A 19,109-nucleotide genomic window follows, 5' to 3' on the forward strand; every position below is an offset into this window, starting at 1 on the left:
GTATCAGCCACGGGGTTCGCCTCAACATCTTGTTGACAGCGGGTCTATCCCATACCAGCGGGCGGTGCAATCTTTGCGGGCCGCTCAGGCCGCGGCGCCGGCGCGCTTCCGCCCCCGGACCGAGGCGAGCCACAGCCCCGACAGCGCCGCCGAGCCGACCGCGTTCCAGCCGGCCATGGAAATGCCGAAAAGGCTCCAGGCGATCTGGTCGCAGCGCACCACGGGGGCGGCTTCCAGCGCGGTCAGCAGGTCTTGCGTGGACATCCCCGCCAGCCCGGAAACCCCGCCCGAGCAATGCTGCGGCCCGGCCCACAGTTTCAGTTCGACCCCGGCGTGGTAGATGGCGAAGCCCGTGGCGCAGAGCGCCGCCAGAAGGCCAAGCGCCGCCAGCCAGCGTTTCCAGCCGAAGGCCCAGATCGACGCGCCGATCAGCGCCGCCGCCAGATGCGGCCAGCGCTGCAGGATGCAGAGCTCGCAGGGCGCATAGCCCAGCGACTGAAACCCCAGCGCCGCCGCCAGCAGCGCGGCCGAACCCGCGCCGGCCAGGACGGCGATCCATTTGCTTGAAAATCCGTTCATGGCGACGGGGTAGGGCGGCGCGTAGCGGTCGGCAAGTGCCAATCGCGTGAGCTCAATGCGGTTTCCAGCGGATCACCCGCCAGACATAGACCGCGACCACCACCACCACCACCAGCTTCGATAGCGGATCGACCCAGTCGGCGACCAGGGCGTAATTCTCGTGCAGCATCAGCCCGGCGAAGGTCAGTATCCCGGTCCAGAGCGCGCTGCCCGCCGTGGTATAGAGCAGGAATTTCCACATCGGCATCCGCGCCAGCCCGGCCGGGACCGAGATCAGCGTGCGGATCGCCGGGATCATGCGGCCGAAGAACACCGCCATGGCGCCGTGGCGCAGGAACCAGCCATGCGCCGCGTCGATGTCCGAGGGCGACAGCGTCAGCAGCCGGCCGTGACGGGCGGCGAAGCGCTTCAGCCGCTCCTCGCCGAACCACAGCCCGATATAATACCACATCAGCGTGCCCAGGACCGAGCCCAGCGTGCCCACGACGATGGTCAGCGTCAGCGACATGCGCCCCGAACCGGCCAGGAAGCCGGCCAGCGGCATGATCACCTCGGACGGGATGGGCGGAAAGACGTTTTCGGCCACCATCAGCGCCAGCACGCCTAGATAGCCCCAGCTTTCGATCGTCGAAACCACCCAGTCGAACATGTCTGCCCCCGCGCTTTGGCCCCTGCTGCGGGCTGGGGGCGGAACTGTCAACCCCGCGCCGGTGTTGCGCCGAGACGGGCTTTGGATAAAGCTTGCGTGAGAACGGTTTTTCCGGCGCGGCCGCCGGGCGGGAGGTTGCGATGGAATGGCGGGGCAGACGCGGCAGCAGGAATGTCGAGGACCGGCGCGGCATGGGCCGGGCGGGCGCCGGGGGCGTCGGCATCGTCGGCGTGCTGGCGATCCTGGCGGTGGGCTATTTCTTCGGCATCGACATCTCGCCCCTCGTCGGCGCGCTGGACGACGGCGGCCAGTCGGGCCAGCCGCGCGAGCTGACCGCCGAGGAACGGGAATCGGGCCAGTTCGTCAGCGTCGTGCTGGCCGATACCGAGGAGGTCTGGGCCCGCGTCCTGCCCGAGCAGACCGGCAAAGCCTATGTCGATCCCGCGCTGGTGATGTTCTCGGGCGTGGTCGGCTCGGCCTGCGGCACGGCGCAATCCGCCATGGGCCCGTTCTATTGCCCGAACGACCGCAAGATCTATCTGGACACCGATTTCTTTCGCACCATGAGCCAGAAGATGGGCGCGGGCGGCGATTTCGCCTATGCCTATGTCATCGCGCATGAGGTCGGCCACCATGTGCAGAACCTGCTGGGCATCCTGGGCCAGACCATGCAGGCCCGCCAGCAGAGCGACCAGGTGACGGCGAACCGGATCTCGGTCCTGACCGAGCTGCAGGCGGATTGCTTTGCCGGCGTCTGGGCCAATCACGCCAGCCAGCAGTTCAACAGCATCGACGCGGGCGACATCGACGAGGCGATCAACGCCGCCGCCGCCGTGGGCGACGATACGCTGATGGAAAAGGCCGGGCGGGCGCCGATGCCGGACGCCTTTACCCATGGCTCGGCCGAGCAGCGGCAGACCTGGTTCAAGCGCGGCTTTTCCTCGGGGCAGCTGGGACAATGCGACACCTTCAAGGCGGCCGGGATTTAGGATCGGCCACGCATGGCGCTGGTGGTGAAGGGCAGGGCTGTGCCGCGGTCGGCGCGGCCGCAAGAGTATCGGGGGAGCAAAGAAGCCGGGCGCTCAGGGGCGAATGCGGGGCGCGCCGCGTGGGCAGTCCAGGGTGGCCCAGTCGGGCCAGAGGCCGAAATGCTCGAGTCCGACCAGCAGCAGGCCCAGCGCGACGATGGCCAGCACCAGCTTGACCATCCACGCGCTTGGCGGGTTCCGGGCCCAGCGCGATGCGCGGATCAGCCAGATGAGGTTGTTCATCGCCCCTATCCTTTGCTAGTGCTGCCGGGAACGAATATGCCCGGACGATACCTTGCCTCAGCATAGCGACAGCCGCATCCTGCCCTATACCGCCGCCCAGATGTATGCGCTGGTGGCCGATATCGAAAGATACCCCGAGTTCCTGCCCTGGAATTCCGCCGCCCGCATCCGGGCGCGTCGTCCCGGACCGGTGGCGGGCAGCGAGGTCATCGAGGCAGACCTGGTCATCAGCTTCAAGGTCTTTCGCGAGCGTTTCGGGTCGCGGGTGACGCTGTTTCCGGCGGAATGGCGAATCGACACCGAATATCTGGACGGGCCGTTCAAATATCTGCGCAGCGGCTGGAGCTTCGCCGACCTGCCGGTGAACGAATCCGGCATCCCGACCTGCAAGGTCGAGTTCTTCGTCGATTTCGAGTTCAGGAACGCCCTGTTGGGCAAGGTGATCGGCGTGGTCTTCGGCGAGGCGATGTCGCGCATCGTCCGCGCCTTCCAGGACCGGGCGCGGGCGCTTTACGGCGCCTGACGCGCCTGTTCCCAGATCGCGTATTCCGGGGCGAGCGCCGCGCGCAGCCGGGTCTCGGTTTCGGCGTCGAGATCGGTCGCGGCTTCCGGCGAGACATTGACGCGGGGCAGGGTGATCGCCTGGCCCAGCCGCGTGGCGAGGAAATCCACCAGCGCCGGCATCGCCTCGTAGCGGAAGATGTGGTCGACCGCGATGCGGTCGTCGTTGTCGATCAGGAATTCCGATTGCCGGCCCAGCCTGGCGTGGCTGGGGCGCTCGCCGGGTTGCAGATAATCCTGGGCGAAGCGGGAAAAGGACAGGTGCGCGGTGCTGTTCGGCTGGCCGATCAGCCCGTCGCGGGCGCGAAAGCGGTACCAGCTGCCCAGCCAGTCCAGCGGCTCGCGCATCACGGCCACGGTTTCGAAGCGCGGCTTGCCCAGCGGCTGCAGCAAGGGGCGGATCTTGTTGATATATTGGCGCAGGTTCAGGTGCTTGATCTCGGGCCGGCCGCGAAAGGCGATCTCGGCGCGCTCGGACAGCGCCTGTTCCAGCGCCGTGGTGCCGGTCTTGGGCACCGACAGCAGCACGATCCGGGGCTTGACGAAGATCAGCATGAACAACCCGTGGCCGAAAACATCCCCGGGGATTAGCGGCCATGCCGGGGGCTGGCAAGCCGGTTGGCGGACGGGCCGTGTCCCGGCCCGCCCGCGGCGGCGTCAGATCACGCCGAAGGCCCGCATCGGCTCGGCGACGCGGATGAAGCCGGCGATGTTGGCGCCGATCACATAGTCGCCGGGCGCGCCGAATTCCTCGGCCGTCTCGTAGCAGCTGTCGTGGATGTCGCGCATGATCGTGGCCAGCCGCGCCTCGGTCTGCTCGAAGGTCCAGCTGTCGCGCGAGGCGTTCTGCTGCATCTCCAGCGCCGAGGTGGCGACGCCGCCCGCGTTCGCGGCCTTGCCGGGACCGAACTTGACGCCGGCCTGCTGGAAGGTGCGGATCGCCTCGGGGGTCGAGGGCATGTTGGCGCCTTCGCCGACCGCGATCACGCCGTTCGCGACCAGTTTCTTGGCGTCCTTGCCGGTCAGCTCGTTCTGCGTCGCCGAGGGCATGGCGACGTCGCAGGCCACGTCCCAGATCGAGCCTTCGCCGGATTTCACGAAATAGGCGCCCTCGCCCTTCAGCCGGGCGTATTCGCCGATGCGGCCGCGGCGGACCTCCTTGATCTCCTTGAGCAGATCCAGGTCGATGCCGTTCTCGTCCACGATATAGCCCGAGCTGTCGGAGCAGGCGACGACCTTGCCGCCGTAGGATTCGACCTTCTCGATGGTGTAGATGGCGACATTGCCCGAACCCGAGACCACGACGCGCTTGCCGTCGAAATCGGTGCCGCCGGTCTGCAGCATGGCGCGGGTGAAATAGGTGTTGCCATAGCCGGTGGCCTCGGTCCGGGCCAGCGAGCCGCCGTAGAACAGGCCCTTGCCGGTCAGCACGCCCGCCTCGTAGCGGTTGGTCAGGCGCTTGTACTGGCCGAAGAGATAGCCGATCTCGCGCGCGCCGACGCCGATGTCGCCCGCCGGCACGTCGGTATATTCGCCCAGATGGCGATAGAGTTCGGTCATGAAGCTTTGGCAGAAGCGCATGATCTCGCCGTCCGAGCGGCCCTTGGGGTCGAAGTCCGATCCGCCCTTGCCGCCGCCGATCGGCAGGCCGGTCAGCGCGTTCTTGAAGATCTGCTCGAAGCCCAGGAACTTGATGATGCCGACATTCACCGAGGGGTGGAAGCGCAGGCCGCCCTTGTAGGGACCCATGGCCGAGTTGAACTGCACCCGGAAGCCGCGGTTGATCTGCACCCGGCCCTTGTCGTCGGTCCACGGCACGCGGAAGATGATCTGACGCTCGGGCTCGCAGATGCGCTCGATCAGCGCGTCTTCCAAGTAGTCGGGCCGCTTGGCGACGACCCGGCCGAGGCTTTCCAGAACCTCGCGCACGGCCTGGTGAAACTCGGGCTCGCCGGCATTGCGGCGGACGACCTCTTCGTAGATGGGGGCCAGCTTGTCGTCGATCTGCGGCATTGTCTTGCAATCCTCCTGCGGTGCGGTTGCGCCCTTAGCCCAGTCTTTCAGCAATTTGAATGGGGCATGTGTCATTTTTGGGCATTGTGCCGAATATTTCGGCGAACTGCCAAGGTTCTGCCGCAAGAGAGCGTGTCGGCGCCAAGGGGCGGACGCCGTTGTTCCGCCCGGACCCGGACATGGAAAAACCGCCCGGGCCTTTGGGGTCCGGGCGGCAGGCCGATGAGTCGGGCGATCAGCGCCGCCCGGCTTCCAGCGCGTCCTCGAAGGTGCGCAACCCGGTCACCGGCGATTGCACCAGCACCGCCATGTTGCCGGGCTTGTGCTCGTTGCGCAGCATCTTCACATGCGCGGCCGGGATTTCCGCCCAAGGGAAGACCTCGGACATGCAGGGGTCGATGCGGCGTTCGAGCATCAGCTTGTTCGCGGCCGACGCCTGCTTCAGGTGGGCGAAGTGCGAGCCCTGCAGGCGCTTCTGGTGCATCCACATGTAGCGCACGTCGAAAGTGCAGTTGAAACCCGAGGTGCCGGCGCAGATCACCACCATGCCGCCCTTCTTGCAGACCAGGGTCGAGACCGGGAAGGTCGCCTCGCCGGGGTGCTCGAAGACGATGTCGACGTTGTTGCCCTTGCCGGTGATGTCCCAGATCGCCTTGCCGAACTTGCGCGCCTCGGTGAACCATTCCTTGTATTCGGGGGTGTTCACCGTGGGCAGCTGCCCCCAGCACTTGAAGTCCTTGCGGTTGATGACGCCCTTGGCGCCCAGCGACATGACGAAATCGCGCTTGTCCTCGTCCGAGATCACGCCGATGGCATTGGCGCCGGCCGCGTTGATCAGCTGGATCGCGAAGCTGCCAAGCCCGCCCGAGGCGCCCCAGACCAGCACGTTCATGCCCGGCTTCAACTCATGCGGTTCGTGCCCGAAGAGCATGCGATAGGCGGTGGCCAGCGTCAGCGTGTAGCAGGCCGATTCCTCCCAGGTCAGGTGCTGGGGGCGGCGCATCAGCTGCTGGGCCTGGACGCGGGTGAACTGGGCAAAGGACCCGTCCGGCGTCTCATAGCCCCAGATGCGCTGGCTGGGCGAATACATCGGGTCGCCGCCGTTGCATTCCTCGTCGTTGCCGTCGTCCTGGTTGCAGTGGATGACGACCTCGTCGCCGACCTTCCAGTTCTTGACCTTGTCGCCCACCGCCCAGACGATGCCCGAGGCGTCCGAGCCGGCGATGTGATAGGGCGCGCCATGGCCGTCGAAGGGGCTGATCGGCACGCCGAGGCCGGCCCAGATGCCGTTGTAGTTGACGCCCGCCGCCATCACCAGGACCAGCACCTCGTTGCTGTCGATGGGCGGCGTCTCGACCACCTCGACCTGCATGGCCTTGTCGGGCTCGCCATGGCGCTCGCGCCGGATCGCCCAAGCGTACATCTGCTTGGGGACATAACCCAGGGGCGGCATCTCGCCGATCTCGTAAAGGTCCTTTTCCGGCGCATCATAGGGCGCGATCGGGGTCGGTTGGTCCAGGGCCATCTTGCAGTCCTCTTTTGCCGCTTTCCTTGCGCGGTTCTGCCGCAGCGCAGAATCAACGCGGGTTGCCAGCCTGTTCTACGGTCAGATGCGCAACAATGCAACATGACAGATAGGGAATTTGTAATATTCTTTCGTTTTCAAAGCCGTCCTGCCGCAATGCAGCGGCGAGGGCGCCGAAGCTAGCCGGAGAGGTGCCGGGCCAGGAAGCGGGCCAGCGCCTCTTGCACGGCCGCGCGCCCGAAGCCGCCGGTGCCGTGGCCCTCGTGCGGCAGCAGCGCGAAGTCGATTTCCGCCCGGGGATCGACGGCGGCCCAGGCAGTGCGCAGCCGCTCGGCCTGGCCGGCAGGGACGATGCCGTCCTGGGCGCCGTGGCGGATCATCAGCGGCGGCAGCGGCGTGCCGGGCCGCATCGCGCGCAGCCGGCCCACGGGCGACAGCGGGGTCGCCTGTTCGCGGCGCTGGCCCACCGGATAGCCGACCAGCAGCGATTCGACGCTGCGGGGCGAATCGGCGGGGGTGCGGCGCAGCCTGCGGCCCAGCTTTGCCAGATCGGCGTCCAGGCTGCCGAAATCCATCGGTCCGTAGAAATCGACCACCGCCCGAGGCGGCCGGTCCCGCGCGGCCAGCGTCAGCGCTGCGGAAACCGCCATGAAGGCGCCGGCGCTGCGGCCCCCCAGCGCCATGCGGCCGGGCATCAGCCCCAGATCGGGCCCCCGGCGGTTCAGAAAGGCCACGGCGGCCAGCACGTCGCCTTCCTGCGCCGGCCAAAGCGCCTGGTTGGACAGGCGATAGTTCATCCGCACCACCGCGATACCCTGTGCCGGCAGTTGCGGCGGCACCGGCAGGCTGCGCTTGTCGCCGGTCCGGAAGCCGCCGCCATGCAGGTCCAGCAGCCAGGGAAACGGCCCCTTGCCCTCGGGCAGATGCACGTCCAGGCGGTTGCGGGACGAGGTCTCGGCGTAGGCGAGGTCGTCCAGGGCCGGATTGCCGGCCGAGGCTCCCGCCACGGCCGTCGCCAGCGCGGCCAGGACCGTGCGGCGCGTCATCCCCATGCTTACCGTCCCTTCATCCGCTCGGATCGCGCCAGCCTTGGCAGCGTCGGGGCGGGGGTGCAAGCGGCGGATGGATCGGACGCATGTGGTTTCGCGGTTGCCTGCGGCAGATCGGCGCATGGGCACGGGGTTCGCGCCGATCCGCGGCGGCAGGAGGTCAGTTGCAGCTGACCGACATCAGCGTGCCCTTGCGGTCGAACATGAAGGTCAGGCGCTCTTGCAGCAGTTCCAGCGTCATCGGCTGGCCATCGCGGACGATGCGATAGGCCTGGCCTTCGGGCACGCTGATCGTCGGCGAGACCTGGCCGACCAGATGCGCATAGCGCGCGGCGCCGCAGGGATCCGCGTCGGCCTGGGTGGGCTCTTCCGGCTGCGACGCGCAGGCGGCCAGCGCCAGCGGTGCGGCCAGGGCGGCGACAAAGGGAATGCGTTTCATCTTGACCTCATGGGGTTGCCTTCTTCGGCAAGGGAACGCATCGGGCCAGGGATCGGTTCGCCCGGGGCAGGCGAAATGCCGTTACGACGCATCCCGGTCCGGTTTCCGGTCGCCCGGAGATCCTTCTTGCCAGCGCCGGTGCCAGAAGCTAGGGGGAAGCCGTCGGTTTCCGCAAGGAATTGAAAGGGAATCCGCCGGGGTCCAAGGCCCCGAACCGGAACTGCCCCCGCAACTGTAGGCGGCGAGCAGGATGCAGAACGCCACTGTGGCCGCAAGCCATGGGAAGGCCGCATCCCGCCGCGACCCGCCAGTCAGGAGACCTGCCGACGTCGTAGACCAACCCCAGCGGGACGGCTGGGGCGTGGCATGTATCGGCGTCCTTCCGCCCGGTTCCTGTCCGCCCCCGCGTCTTGCCCTCATGATGCAGCGGAAGGGACCATCATGCTGAGATTCACCACGGCGATCCTCGCCACGTTCACGCTGGCGCCGATGGCGCTTGCGGGCACCGAATACCCGCTGACGCTGACCAGCTGCGGCCACGAGATCACCTTCGACAAGGCGCCCGACAGCGTCGTCAGCGTCGGGCAAAGCACGACCGAGATCCTTTACATGCTGGGCCTCGCGGACAAGGTCGCGGGCACGGCGCTGTGGATCAACCCGGTCCTGCCCGAGTTCGAAGAGGTCGATGCCAAGGTCGAGCGCCTTGCCGACAACGCCCCCAGCTTCGAGAGCGTGCTGGCCAAGAAGCCCGAACTGGTGGTCACCGCCTATGAATGGATGATCGGCCCGCAGGGCGCGGTCGGCACGCGCGAGATGTTCGACGACGCCAGGATCCCCAGCTGGATCATGCCCACCGAATGCATCGGCAAGGACAATACCCAAAGCATGGACGGCACCCGCACGGTGATGTTCGACACCGCGACGCTCTATAAGGGCATCGAGGAACTGGCGACGATCTTCGACGTCCAGGACCGCGGCGCCGAGGTGATCGCCGATCTGAAGGCGCGCGAGACGGCAGCGGTCGAGAAGGCGAAGGCGCTGAACCTGCCCGAGGACGTGTCGGGCCTGTTCTGGTATTCCTCGGCCGATATCGAGATCGACCCCTATATCGCCGGTGTGAACGCGGCGCCGGGCTGGATGCTGTCGAAGCTGGGCGTGAAGAACGTCGTCGGCTCGCAAGAGGAATGGCCGACCGTGGGTTGGGAGACCATCGCCAAGGCCGATCCCACCTTCATCGTCGCCGCCGAGATGAACCGCCGCCGCTTTCCCGCCGACGACATCGCGGTCAAGCGCGGGTTCCTGACCTCGGATCCGGTGACCAGCCAGATGGAGGCGGTCAGGCATGATCGCATCCTGACCATGCCGGCCAATGCGATGGATCCCTCGGTGCGCTCGATCTATGGGCTGGAGTCGCTGGCGGAATCGCTGGCCGGGTTCGACCTGAAATGAGCGCGCGCGCCGCGACCCGGGGCATGGGACGCCGGGGGGGCTGGCTGTGGCTGGCCCCCGCCGTGCTGGTCGCGGCGCTGTTCTTCGGCACGGCGGTGGGCGAGACGCGGATCCCGCTTGCCACCGTCGTCGAGGTGCTGGCGGTCAAGGCGGGGCTGTCGTCGGCCGCGCTCGATCCGATCGACGCCAGCGTGATCTGGCATTACCGGCTGTCGCGGGCGGTGGTGGCGGCCTGCGGCGGCGCCAGCCTGGCGCTGTCGGGGCTGATCCTGCAGGCGCTGCTGCGCAACCCGCTGGCCGAGCCCTATCTGCTGGGCATCTCGGCCGGCGCCTCGACCGGGGCGGTGCTGATCGCGGTGGCGGGGGTCGGCGGCGGATTGGTCGGCATGTCGGCTGGGGCCTTTGCCGGCGCGCTGACCGCATTCGCGCTGGTGGCAGGGCTGGCGAGGATGGCGGGCGGCGGCACCGGGCTGCGCGGCGCCGGGGTCATCATCCTGGCGGGCATCGCCGGCTCGCAGATGTTCAACGCGCTGACCGCGCTGATCATCGCGCAATCGGCCAGCGCCGAACAGGCGCGGGGCATCATGTTCTGGCTGCTGGGCAATCTGTCGGGCGTTCGCTGGCCCGATACGCAGCTGGCGCTGCCGATGGCGGCGCTGGGGCTGGGGGTGACGCTGTGGCATGTGCGGGCGCTGGACGCCTTTACCTTCGGCGCCGAGGCGGCCGCGACGCTGGGGATCGATCTGCGGCGCACCCAAGCGGTGCTGATCGGCACGGCGGCGCTGATCACCGCCGTCATGGTCTCGATCGCCGGCGCCATCGGCTTCGTCGGGCTGGTGGTGCCCCATGCGATGCGCTTCCTGGTCGGCACCCGTCATGCGCGGCTGGTCCCGGCCACGGCGCTGGCGGGGGCGGTGTTCCTGGTGTTGTCCGACGTGGTCTCGCGCATCGTCATCCCGGGGCAGGTGCTGCCCATCGGCGTGATCACCGCGCTTGTCGGCGCCCCTGCCTTCGCGCTGGTGATGATCCGGGGGCGGCAGCGATGACGCCGCTGCTGGAGGTGGTCGGCGCCAGTCGCCGGGGTGGCACGCGCGATATCGTTTCCGATGTCAGCGTCGGCCTGCGGCCCGGCGAGATGCTGGGCCTGGTCGGGCCGAACGGATCGGGCAAGTCCACGCTGCTGAACCTGATGGCCGGGCTCTTGCCGCCGAGCCGGGGCGAGGTCCGGCTGGAGGGCCGGCCGCTGGCGCGCCTGCGCCGCCGCCAGATCGCGCAGCGCCTGGCGTTCGTGGCGCAATCCGCCGAGACCGAGGATCGCATCAGCGTCCGCGAGGCGGTCGAGATGGGCCGCACCCCCTGGTTGGAGCCGCTGCGGTCCTGGAGCCCCCGCGACGACGCCGCCGTCACCGCTGCGCTGCAGGCCGTCGACATGGCGCATATGGCGGGGCGGGACTGGTCCTCGCTCTCCGGCGGAGAACGCCAGCGCGTCCATATCGCCCGCGCCCATGCGCAGCAGCCGCGGATCCTGCTGCTGGACGAGCCGACCAACCACCTCGACATCCACCACCAGCTTGGCATCCTCGACCTGATCGCCGGGCTTGGCGCCACCACCGTGATCGCGCTGCACGACCTGCATCACGCGCTGCGCTGCGACCGGGTGCTGGTGATGCAGGCCGGCCGTTGCGTGGCGCTCGGCCCGCCCGCCGCGGTGCTGACCCCCGCCCTGATCCGCGAGATCTTCGGCGTCGAGGCCGAGATCGTTCCCCATCCGGGCGAGGGGCATCCGCTCTTCGCCTTCCGCAAAATCCGTTGAAAGGAAATCCCATGCTGCTGCGCGCCGCCATGCTGGCCTGTCTTCTGCCGCTTTCGGCCCTGGCCGAGGTCCACGAGGTCAAGATGCTCAACCGCAACGACACCGGTCCCATGCCCTTCGAGCCGGAGTACCTGGTGATCCAGCCCGGCGACACGGTGAAGTTCCTGGCCGTCGATCCCGGCCACAACGCCGCCACCATTGCCGGAATGATCCCCGAGGGCGGTCGGAAGTTCATCGGCAAGATCAACGAGGAGATCGAGGTGACGCTGGATGCCGAGGGCATCTGGGGCATCAAGTGCTCGCCCCATTACACCATGGGCATGGCGATGCTGATCCAGGTCGGCGACACCCCCGCCACCGAGGCCGACCTGCCCGAGGACCTGCCCCAGGCGGCGCGCCAGAGGATGCTGGACATCCTCGAACGCCGGACAGCGGACTGAGCCGCGGTCGGCAGGGACGGCAACCGCGGCGCCCGGCCGACGACTATGTCGCCAAATTTCGTCCAGCATGTCGATCGAGGAAAGGTTATCCTTATTGGCTCGCTCCTGGATATGGATGCTCCGGGACAGGACGCAAACTGGCCATCAGCGTCGGTTTGGAGCACATTGTCCGAAGCGCTGCGCATGATGCATACGCAAAACGTCGGTGGCTTGCGGGCCCTAGATTAAAACGGCAGGGAGAAGGGTGTCCTTCCTTTGAACCGTGCCACCCAAGCCTCAGTTTCATAACCGAAACCGCCGACGGAGTAGCCATGCATATCCGTCGGCATCCTTTAGATAACAGCTCAACCATCGGCTTGTGCGTTACGCCGGCTCGGCGCTGACAATGACCATACTGTTCGAAGTGCTGCCTTGCGTTGCATCCGCTGATGGGGGGCAGATGGTTTGCTTTCGCCGTCAGAGGATTTGTCTTTGTACTGGCTGCTGGTTAGCGTCCGAGGAAGTGGTGTAATTTCTGCGCCGTCGGTGGTGTAATCCTGGGTGGCCATCGAGGTGTATGGTTGAGGTAGAGTTTCGACGCTTCAACCACGAACCCTACGGAGACCCCGATGACCAAGACCAACATGGACCTGTCCGAGCTTCTGGCCAAGTACGATCAGGGTGACTTCCTGCGCGACATTGCCGAAGCCGTTTTGCAGCTGATCATGGAGAGCGATGTCGACGGCCTGATCGGCGCCTTCCTTGCTGTCAATCGGCGTTGAAGAGTGCCCCCTTATCGGCGTCCAAAAGGGACCCCTCTGGCGATGTGGTGAGCAGGCCCGTGGCGGCGTAGCTTTCCAGCTGGCGCAGCCGACGCGGGCCTGCGTTTTGGAGGGCGGTCAGGCTCGTGTTTTGATGCGCCAGCTGTCGTTGCCGGTTTCGGCGATGTCGCAATGGTGAGTGAGACGGTCGAGCAGCGCGGTGGTCATCTTCGCGTCTCCGAAGACGGTCGGCCACTCTCCGAATGCGAGGTTGGTGGTGACGATGACGGGAGGTCTGCTCGTAGAGCTTGCTGACCAGATGGAACAGCAACTGGCCGCCGGATTGGGCGAATGGCAGGTAGCCGAGTTCATCGAGAATGACGAAGTCGAGCCGCATGAGATGCTCGGCCAGGCGGCCGGCCCGCCCTGCACGGCCCTCGGCCTCCAGCCTGTTCACGAGGTCCACAACGTTGAAGAAGCGGCCGCGAGCGCCGTTGCGGATGACGGCTCGCGCGATCGCCACGGAGATATGGGTCTTGCCGGTCCCCGTTCCGCCAACCAGCACGACATTGCGCTGTTGGCTGAGGAACTCTCCGCTGGCCAGATCGCGCACCAGGGTCTCGTTGATCGGAGTGTCATCGAAGGTGAACTCCTCGATCTCCCGGGCATGGGGCAGCTTGGCGGTGGTGATCTGGTATTTGACCGACCGCGCTTTCTTCTCGTTGATCTCGGCGGCCAGAAGATCTCCGACGATCTGGCGGGGTTCATGCTGGCGGCGCACAGCCAGCGCCATGAGTTCGTCATAAGCGGCGCGCATCCCCTAGAGCTTCAACTCGCCCATTGCGGCCATGATGTCAGCGCGATCCATCAGCTGGCCCTCCGCAGCAGTCATAACGGGCGCAGTCCGCCACCGGTTCATGGGTCAGGCGCAAGGCCGGAGAAGTCAAAAGGAGAGGCGGCGGTTCCGGATCGCGCCTGCGAGACAGGATATTGAGGATCACATCGGCGGAGTGAACGCCCTGCGAGAGGGCTTCGGCGCATGCCTTTTGCACCGCAGGCATTCCTTCCGTCAGCACAGCGCCGAGGACCTTCACCATCTGGCGGTCGCCATCCGAGGAGCCCTGCAGCTTGCGTCGGATTTGTTCGAGAACTCCGGGAAGAACCCAGTCCTTGAACGGTGCGCCGTTACGCAGCGCCCCGGGTTTGCGAAGCAGAACAGGCACATAATGCCAGGGATTGTAAACCGTTCGGTCCCGGCCGAAGTGACGCGGGTGGTCGCGGCAGATCGTCTTGATCCCCTTGCCCTCGGTAAAATGCAGCCGCCTGATTTTTGCGTTCGCCAGTGGGCTCGAACCAGTGGCGCCTCACTGGCTCACTCTCCACGATCAGCATCCCGCGCTCGGCCTCCGATAATCCTCAGAAGCACAATGGACCCAACCCCCGGTCGGTGGGGTCCTTATTCCGCGCCGGTCAACAGTGGTGACCGCGGACATCTTCGAAAACGGTGACAAGATGTCAGTCGGGCCAAGAAAAAGGCGCTAAGCGGCTGTTAAACCTGCCTTAGCGCCTTTGGAAAAATGGTGGGCGATAATGGATTTGAACCGCTGACATCTTCGATGTGAAGCCAGAAATTGCTTTGTCACCCCATTGCAGCAGATGACGCGAGACTGCGCGAAAGTGCAGGATCCGAGGCGTCGGGGGAAGCTGGCCTCCGGGCGGCGCGAAGGTACAAAGGCGTCGCGGATCGTGCAATCCGGTCGAATCCGGTGCTGGTGACCCGATGGTGACCGCGTGCGCGCCATCTTGCGGGCTTGGTAATCTTGCAGTCTTGGCATCACCGTTCCGGTCATGCACACTCCCCGCAGATTTTCTTGATCCATTCCCCCCGGAGGCCTTTTTCATGAACGCCCCCCTGCGCCAGTCCGAGCGTCTCGGGCGCCTCACCACGGCCCTCGGCCCGGACACGCTGGCGCTGCTGCGTTTCGACGGCAGCGATCACCTGAACGAGCTGTTCGAATACCGCGTCGAGGCGCTCGCCACCCGCCCAGACCTCGACTTCGACCAGCTCATCGGCACCCACGCCACCGTCGAGATCGAGACCCGCGACGGCCCCCAGCCCTTCGACGGCATCGTCACCCAGGCGCGATGGGCCGGCGTGGGCGAGAACGGCCACCGCTACGACCTGACCCTGCGGCCCTGGTTCTGGCTCGCCTCCCGCCGCCGCAACCAGCGGATATTCCACGACAAAACCGTCATCCAGATCCTGACCGAACTGCTTGCCGACTATGCCCAGCTCGGCGACCCGGCGGTCGAGTTCCAGCTGTCGCAGGACTACCCGAGCCTCGAATACACCGTGCAATACCGCGAATCCGACCTCGATTTCGCCCGCCGGCAGATGGAGCGGGCGGGCATCAGCTTCCATTTCCGCCACGCCATGGGCTCGCACACCTTGGTCCTGACCGACGACGTGCTGGCGCATGAGACCATCGGCGCCCGGCCCTACAAGTCCTACGACGGCCACCACCAGGCGGAGGGCGAGCATTTCTGGGACTGGTCGCCCGAGCGCAACCTGACCACCGGCGCCATCCGGCTGACCGACTACAATTTCAAGACCCCCGACGCGGCGATGGAGGCCGACCGCCTGGGCGACGCCGCCCATGCGCAAGGCGCCATCGAGAGCTTTGATTATCCTGGAGATTACCTCGCGCAGGATGTGGGCAAGATCGTGGCCGGGCTGCGGACGTCGCAGGAGCGCGGGGCGGATCGCAGGAACCGCGCGGTGGGCGACTGCGCCAGCTTGCGGGCGGGGCGTCGGGTGACGCTGTCGGGCGATCCGGTGCCGGGGACGGGCGAGACCTATCTGTGCCTCTCGGCCAGCCATCATTTCGTCAGCGAGGCTTATGGCTCGGGCGGCCAGGGCAGCGACGGCTATGCCTTCACCGGGTCCTACGCGTTGATGCCGGACACGGCGCCGATGGTGCCGCCGCGGCGGACAGCGGTGCCGGTGGTGCACGGCCCGCAGACGGCGATGGTGGTGGGCGAGGGCGAGATCGACTGCGACGCGTTCGGCCGCATCCTGGTGCGGTTCCACTGGGACCTGTCGGGGGCGCATTCGATGCGCTGCCGGGTATCGCAGAACTGGGCCGGCGCCGGCTGGGGCGGCATGGTCATCCCCAGGATCGGCATGGAGGTCGTCGTCGAGTTCCTCGAAGGCGATCCGGACAAGCCGCTGGTCACGGGGAACGTCTTCAATGGCAGGAATGGCGTGCCGTATGAGCTGCCCAAGCACAAGACCCGCTCGACCTTCCGGACCAAAACGCATGACGGCAAGGGCACCGGGCGCGGCTTCAACGAGCTGCGATTCGAAGATCAGGCGGGTGCCGAAGAGATCTTCATGCATGCCCAGAAGGACATGAGCGTCGAGGTGTTGAATAATCGCGCCAAGCGCGTGGGTCGTGATCAGGCGGAAGAGGTCGGCAACGACAAGTCGATCCAGGTGATGGGCGATCACGACGAGCTCGTGGCGGGCAACATGTCCATTGCGGTCGGCAACAACCCGCTGTCCGAAATGGTGCGCCAGAAGACCAGGGTGCTGTTCGACGGTGTCGCGACTGCGATGAAGCGCATGAAAATCCCGGACCCGTTCAACTTCGGCAAGGGAAATTTCCAGCTATTCGTAGAAAAGAACCGCTCCGAGATCGTGAACGGTGCATCCTCCGAAATCGTGGGTATCGCGCGTTCGGTCGCAGTGGGGCATACACATCAGACCACGGTTGGAAATGCCATGTCGGTCATCGTACGCAAGCGCTATGACAGCGATGTAGGATCGGTTCACAACATACGGGTGGGCGACCAGTTCACGATCAAGGTCGGCGAAAATTCCACGCTGACCATGTCGAAGGAAGGTGACATCGTCCTGACCGGCAAACGCATCCGCTTCAAGGCCGACAAGATCGACTATAATTGAGGGGGCTGATCGCGATGGCCGAGGAAGACAAGGCACCCCAACAGCCCCCGGCGTGGTTGCTGGCCTATCCGCCCTTTCAGCGACAGGACAGCCTGGCCACCCAAATGGTGATTTCGGATACCAAACTGCAGCAATGCCGCCGCTGTATCCGTTTCGAGACGATGCCTCCGGGATCGGCGCTGGTGCTCGGCGATCCGAGCTGTGTCCCGGTCAATGCAATCGGTTCGCAATCGGTTATTCCGTCGCTGATGGACTATGCCAGCCAGCGTCCTGCGAACATCCTGATCCCGCCGGCCGAGAAGCCGTCGGATGACGCCGTGGAGGAACAGCAAAAGGGCTTCTGGGAAACCTCCGGCAAGGTCGAGGGGCCGGGCGCCAAGACCTCGGCCAACGGCTGGAGCGATCACACGACTTGGGAAAGCTCGTCCTCGCACACCAATCTGGGTTCTGCCGGTGATCTGTTTGAAAGCCGTCAGAGCATCAAGCACGAGGGCATCGACGGCGTGACCCGCAGCGCCAGCCGGGACGATGCCTTGCTGGTGCAATCCGATGTGATCCGGGCGCAGCGCATGGATCAGCTCGCCATCGCCCCGAATGAGGATTTCCGCAATAAGTTCCCCACCATCGACGCGCTGACGGTCGCCAAGGCCGAAGCCGAGGCCAAGGCCGAAGGTGCGGTGGCCGACGGCAAGTTCGGCGACGAAGGCGACGTCTTCTCGGGCAGCGGCTCGGTCCTTGGTGGCGAGATGGTGGGCAAGGCCAGCGCCGAGTTGAGCACAAAGGCCGCCACCGCCGCGGCCGAGGCCATCATCGGCGGCCATTTCGCCAAGGGCGAGGTGAAATCGGCCGATGATGTGCTGGTGCATGGCAAGGTCGGGGGCGAGGTTGCCTCGGCCGAGGCGAAAGCATCAGGAGAAGTGGTTCTCAGCCCCGAGGAAGCGACGCTGAAAGGCACCCTTAAGGCCGAGGCGCTGCTGGGGCAGATCGAAGGGGAGGGCGTGATCGAGATTACCCCCAAACGCGTCGGCAACTCGGCCATCTCGGCCTGGAACTTCGTCACCAGGGACGACGTGGCAACCTTGGGCGATGAGCATGATTGGGGCATCAAGTTCACGCTGGGCGGTTCGCTCAGCCTCGGCGTGCAGGCCGAGGCCGAGGCCGAAGGGACGGCGTCGGCATCGCGCGTCGGTGCCAAGGCCAAGGCCAAGGTGGGCTTGGGCATCGGCGCAGGCGTGACCGCAGGGGCCGAGTTGAAGGGGTTGGACAAGGTCTGGGGTAGCATGAAAACGGCGGGGATCGCAGTAGGCGATGCGGCATCGCGCGGGGGGCGCTGGGTCGGTGGAAAGGCGGCATCGGGCTGGAGCAGCATCAAGCAGGGATGGAACAGTCTATGGAAGTGATGCGACATGTCGGCTTGATTCTGAACCGCAGGAAATTCATGGCAACGATGGGAGCAACAATCATGGCAGGTGGCGCCAAGGGGCAGTCGCAATCCGGTCTGGCGCTGGAGAAGGGCACCGACGCGCCGCTGGCGCTGAAAATTGGTGCGCCGCTGGACTGCTCGATGCCGTTGCCCGACGGCTGGATGGTCACGCCCGACGCTACCGTCATCGACAGCTTCGCGCCTGCGGAGATATTCGAGGAGTTGACCCGGCGCCAGATCTGCTATGACCCGCTGAACCGCGACCGCTGCGAGATCGAGCTTTTCGCCGCCCGCATCGTCCCCGACCGCGTCGGGCTTGCCGCGCAATATGCGCAGATCCTTGCCCGCGAATGGGGGCCAGACAAGCACGGCACGGCCGCGCATGATCCGCTGTTCGGCGAGGTGCTGACCGGGGGCGACTGGTTTGGCCTGCCGTCGCTGACGCGCATTTCGGTCTGGCGGCGGGGAGAATGGCTGCTGATCCAGCGCGCGCGCTACCGCACCGACCATGCCGGGGAATACCAGTCCTTGATTGCCGGGATGGTCGGCGGGATGGGCTTTGATGAACCGGCGGCGGACCCCATCACCGAGTCGCTACGCCCCGATGTGCTGGCACTCGAGGAAGGCACCATTTCCACTCTGCGCCCGGAATGGTGGCGCGATCCCGGCTTTGCTGAGCCACCCCTCGACAAGGGCCAGTTCAAGTTCTGGGTCGATGAGGCCGACGCGCTGCGCAACAGCGGCGCCATGATCGCCGTCCAGCGCGTCGAACCACTGCCCGACGATATGGCCACCCCGCCGGCCGGGATCATGGCGCAGCAGGCGGACAGCGTGCTGGAATTCTTTGTGACCAACCTGCTGCCGGGGCAGAACGTCACCCGCAAGCCTACTGCCGCCTTCACGCTGGGGCGCACGGATCGCGCGGTCTTTGACCAGACGCAGGTTTTCCGGCTGGATTTCGAGAAAAGCGGCTTGGTCGGCATCGCCCAAGTCACACAGGTGCTGACACGCGACGGGCGGCTGGTTTGTTCGGTGCTGATGACGCAGGCGCCGCTGACGCTGGATACGGTAGCACCCCATCTGCACGCGACATGGTTCGAAAATCAGATCAATGCGGCCGTGACCGGGTTTCTGAATACGCGGCGGGCCCTCTGATCGCGCATGCGGCCGATTTCCTTGCCCGTTCGTGAC

Annotated in this window: 17 protein-coding genes, 3 pseudogenes and 1 riboswitch; of the genes and pseudogenes, 10 read left to right on the forward strand and 10 right to left on the reverse strand. The window is 66.2% G+C overall.

Features of this window, described 5'->3' with window-relative positions; all coding sequences use genetic code 11:
- Positions 1–84: 84 nt before the first annotated feature.
- Complete coding sequence (locus JCM7685_RS07175) at positions 85–621, reverse strand: disulfide bond formation protein B (protein WP_408634323.1); 537 nt, start codon at positions 619–621, stop codon at positions 85–87.
- Positions 622–631: 10 nt separating this feature from the next.
- Positions 632–1,228 (reverse strand): DedA family protein, encoded by a 597-nt coding sequence (locus tag JCM7685_RS07180; protein ID WP_074970628.1) that lies wholly within the window; start codon positions 1,226–1,228, stop codon positions 632–634.
- A 140-nt stretch (positions 1,229–1,368) separates the two neighbouring features.
- Between JCM7685_RS07180 and ypfJ the strand changes: the two genes are divergently transcribed.
- A complete protein-coding gene (ypfJ, locus tag JCM7685_RS07185; protein ID WP_074970630.1) occupies positions 1,369–2,217 on the forward strand; it encodes a KPN_02809 family neutral zinc metallopeptidase in 849 nt (282 codons plus the stop codon).
- Between the two features lie 93 nt (positions 2,218–2,310).
- Here the strand turns inward: ypfJ and JCM7685_RS07190 are convergent, their stop codons facing one another.
- The gene (locus JCM7685_RS07190; protein WP_074970632.1) at positions 2,311–2,499 is read right to left on the reverse strand and encodes a hypothetical protein; all 189 of its coding nucleotides are present in this window, start codon (positions 2,497–2,499) and stop codon (positions 2,311–2,313) included.
- A gap of 52 nt (positions 2,500–2,551) precedes the next feature.
- Between JCM7685_RS07190 and JCM7685_RS07195 the strand changes: the two genes are divergently transcribed.
- On the forward strand, positions 2,552–3,022 hold the full coding sequence (locus JCM7685_RS07195) for a type II toxin-antitoxin system RatA family toxin (protein ID WP_074970634.1): 471 nt from the start codon (positions 2,552–2,554) through the stop codon (positions 3,020–3,022).
- Here JCM7685_RS07195 and JCM7685_RS07200 read toward each other — a convergent pair.
- From JCM7685_RS07200 to JCM7685_RS07220, 5 genes are all read right to left on the reverse strand, one after another.
- Positions 3,010–3,615: a gamma-glutamyl kinase gene (locus JCM7685_RS07200; protein WP_074970656.1), complete on the reverse strand. Its 606-nt coding sequence runs from the start codon at positions 3,613–3,615 to the stop codon at positions 3,010–3,012. The two genes, JCM7685_RS07195 and JCM7685_RS07200, sit on opposite strands and share 13 nt — an antisense overlap.
- Positions 3,616–3,717: 102 nt before the next feature.
- A complete protein-coding gene (gdhA, locus tag JCM7685_RS07205) occupies positions 3,718–5,073 on the reverse strand; it encodes an NADP-specific glutamate dehydrogenase (protein ID WP_074970636.1) in 1,356 nt (451 codons plus the stop codon).
- Positions 5,074–5,308: 235 nt separating this feature from the next.
- The gene (gene ccrA / locus JCM7685_RS07210) at positions 5,309–6,598 is read right to left on the reverse strand and encodes a crotonyl-CoA carboxylase/reductase (protein WP_074970638.1); all 1,290 of its coding nucleotides are present in this window, start codon (positions 6,596–6,598) and stop codon (positions 5,309–5,311) included.
- Between the two features lie 179 nt (positions 6,599–6,777).
- Complete coding sequence (locus JCM7685_RS07215; protein WP_074970640.1) at positions 6,778–7,650, reverse strand: alpha/beta hydrolase; 873 nt, start codon at positions 7,648–7,650, stop codon at positions 6,778–6,780.
- A gap of 157 nt (positions 7,651–7,807) precedes the next feature.
- Positions 7,808–8,086 carry an I78 family peptidase inhibitor gene (locus tag JCM7685_RS07220; protein ID WP_074970642.1) on the reverse strand — a complete coding sequence of 93 codons (279 nt, stop codon included), beginning with the start codon at positions 8,084–8,086 and terminating at the stop codon, positions 7,808–7,810.
- Between the two features lie 146 nt (positions 8,087–8,232).
- Positions 8,233–8,428, forward strand: a riboswitch (cobalamin riboswitch).
- A gap of 99 nt (positions 8,429–8,527) precedes the next feature.
- Between JCM7685_RS07220 and JCM7685_RS07225 the strand changes: the two genes are divergently transcribed.
- The 5 genes and pseudogenes from JCM7685_RS07225 to JCM7685_RS07245 form a co-directional block, all read left to right on the forward strand.
- Positions 8,528–9,535, forward strand: coding sequence for an ABC transporter substrate-binding protein (locus JCM7685_RS07225; protein ID WP_074970644.1), 1,008 nt, complete (start codon positions 8,528–8,530; stop codon positions 9,533–9,535).
- Positions 9,532–10,581, forward strand: a complete 1,050-nt coding sequence (locus JCM7685_RS07230; protein WP_074970646.1) for a FecCD family ABC transporter permease — start codon at positions 9,532–9,534, stop codon at positions 10,579–10,581. Before JCM7685_RS07225 ends, JCM7685_RS07230 begins: the two co-directional genes overlap by 4 nt.
- Entirely contained in the window at positions 10,578–11,348 is a 771-nt protein-coding gene (locus JCM7685_RS07235; protein WP_074970648.1) for an ABC transporter ATP-binding protein, read from the forward strand. Before JCM7685_RS07230 ends, JCM7685_RS07235 begins: the two co-directional genes overlap by 4 nt.
- Before the next feature lie 11 nt (positions 11,349–11,359).
- Positions 11,360–11,788 (forward strand): pseudoazurin, encoded by a 429-nt coding sequence (locus JCM7685_RS07240; protein ID WP_074970650.1) that lies wholly within the window; start codon positions 11,360–11,362, stop codon positions 11,786–11,788.
- Between the two features lie 608 nt (positions 11,789–12,396).
- A pseudogene (locus JCM7685_RS07245) lies at positions 12,397–12,525 on the forward strand (IS256 family transposase); the annotation flags it as partial.
- Between the two features lie 141 nt (positions 12,526–12,666).
- Here the strand turns inward: JCM7685_RS07245 and istB are convergent.
- Positions 12,667–13,345: pseudogene (istB, locus tag JCM7685_RS07250) on the reverse strand (IS21-like element helper ATPase IstB).
- A gap of 37 nt (positions 13,346–13,382) precedes the next feature.
- Positions 13,383–13,814, reverse strand: a pseudogene (locus JCM7685_RS07255) (IS21 family transposase); the annotation flags it as partial.
- A 614-nt stretch (positions 13,815–14,428) separates the two neighbouring features.
- Here JCM7685_RS07255 and JCM7685_RS07260 point away from each other — a divergent pair.
- The 3 genes from JCM7685_RS07260 to JCM7685_RS07270 are packed head-to-tail and all read left to right on the forward strand — an operon-like array spanning position 14,429 to position 19,073.
- Positions 14,429–16,495 (forward strand): type VI secretion system Vgr family protein, encoded by a 2,067-nt coding sequence (locus JCM7685_RS07260; protein WP_100526049.1) that lies wholly within the window; start codon positions 14,429–14,431, stop codon positions 16,493–16,495.
- A gap of 14 nt (positions 16,496–16,509) precedes the next feature.
- A complete protein-coding gene (locus JCM7685_RS07265; protein ID WP_074971244.1) occupies positions 16,510–17,895 on the forward strand; it encodes a bactofilin family protein in 1,386 nt (461 codons plus the stop codon).
- Entirely contained in the window at positions 17,886–19,073 is a 1,188-nt protein-coding gene (locus JCM7685_RS07270; RefSeq protein WP_139218165.1) for a hypothetical protein, read from the forward strand. Before JCM7685_RS07265 ends, JCM7685_RS07270 begins: the two co-directional genes overlap by 10 nt.
- The last annotated feature ends 36 nt before the right edge of the window (positions 19,074–19,109 follow it).

This window comes from Paracoccus aminovorans, assembly GCF_900005615.1.
In the GTDB taxonomy this organism is placed as follows: Bacteria; Pseudomonadota; Alphaproteobacteria; order Rhodobacterales; family Rhodobacteraceae; genus Paracoccus; species Paracoccus aminovorans.

Excerpts from the sequence above, each read along its gene's own strand:
- JCM7685_RS07180 (WP_074970628.1), bottom strand. The coding sequence starts at position 1,228 with ATGTTCGACTGGGTGGTTTCGACGATCGAAAGCTGGGGCTATCTAGGC.
- ypfJ (WP_074970630.1), top strand. The coding sequence starts at position 1,369 with ATGGAATGGCGGGGCAGACGCGGCAGCAGGAATGTCGAGGACCGGCGC.
- JCM7685_RS07190 (WP_074970632.1), bottom strand. The coding sequence starts at position 2,499 with ATGAACAACCTCATCTGGCTGATCCGCGCATCGCGCTGGGCCCGGAAC.
- JCM7685_RS07200 (WP_074970656.1), bottom strand. The coding sequence starts at position 3,615 with ATGCTGATCTTCGTCAAGCCCCGGATCGTGCTGCTGTCGGTGCCCAAG.
- gdhA (WP_074970636.1), bottom strand. The coding sequence starts at position 5,073 with ATGCCGCAGATCGACGACAAGCTGGCCCCCATCTACGAAGAGGTCGTC.
- ccrA (WP_074970638.1), bottom strand. The coding sequence starts at position 6,598 with ATGGCCCTGGACCAACCGACCCCGATCGCGCCCTATGATGCGCCGGAA.
- JCM7685_RS07215 (WP_074970640.1), bottom strand. The coding sequence starts at position 7,650 with ATGGGGATGACGCGCCGCACGGTCCTGGCCGCGCTGGCGACGGCCGTG.
- JCM7685_RS07220 (WP_074970642.1), bottom strand. The coding sequence starts at position 8,086 with ATGAAACGCATTCCCTTTGTCGCCGCCCTGGCCGCACCGCTGGCGCTG.
- JCM7685_RS07225 (WP_074970644.1), top strand. The coding sequence starts at position 8,528 with ATGCTGAGATTCACCACGGCGATCCTCGCCACGTTCACGCTGGCGCCG.
- JCM7685_RS07230 (WP_074970646.1), top strand. The coding sequence starts at position 9,532 with ATGAGCGCGCGCGCCGCGACCCGGGGCATGGGACGCCGGGGGGGCTGG.
- JCM7685_RS07235 (WP_074970648.1), top strand. The coding sequence starts at position 10,578 with ATGACGCCGCTGCTGGAGGTGGTCGGCGCCAGTCGCCGGGGTGGCACG.
- JCM7685_RS07240 (WP_074970650.1), top strand. The coding sequence starts at position 11,360 with ATGCTGCTGCGCGCCGCCATGCTGGCCTGTCTTCTGCCGCTTTCGGCC.
- JCM7685_RS07260 (WP_100526049.1), top strand. The coding sequence starts at position 14,429 with ATGAACGCCCCCCTGCGCCAGTCCGAGCGTCTCGGGCGCCTCACCACG.
- JCM7685_RS07265 (WP_074971244.1), top strand. The coding sequence starts at position 16,510 with ATGGCCGAGGAAGACAAGGCACCCCAACAGCCCCCGGCGTGGTTGCTG.
- JCM7685_RS07270 (WP_139218165.1), top strand. The coding sequence starts at position 17,886 with ATGGAAGTGATGCGACATGTCGGCTTGATTCTGAACCGCAGGAAATTC.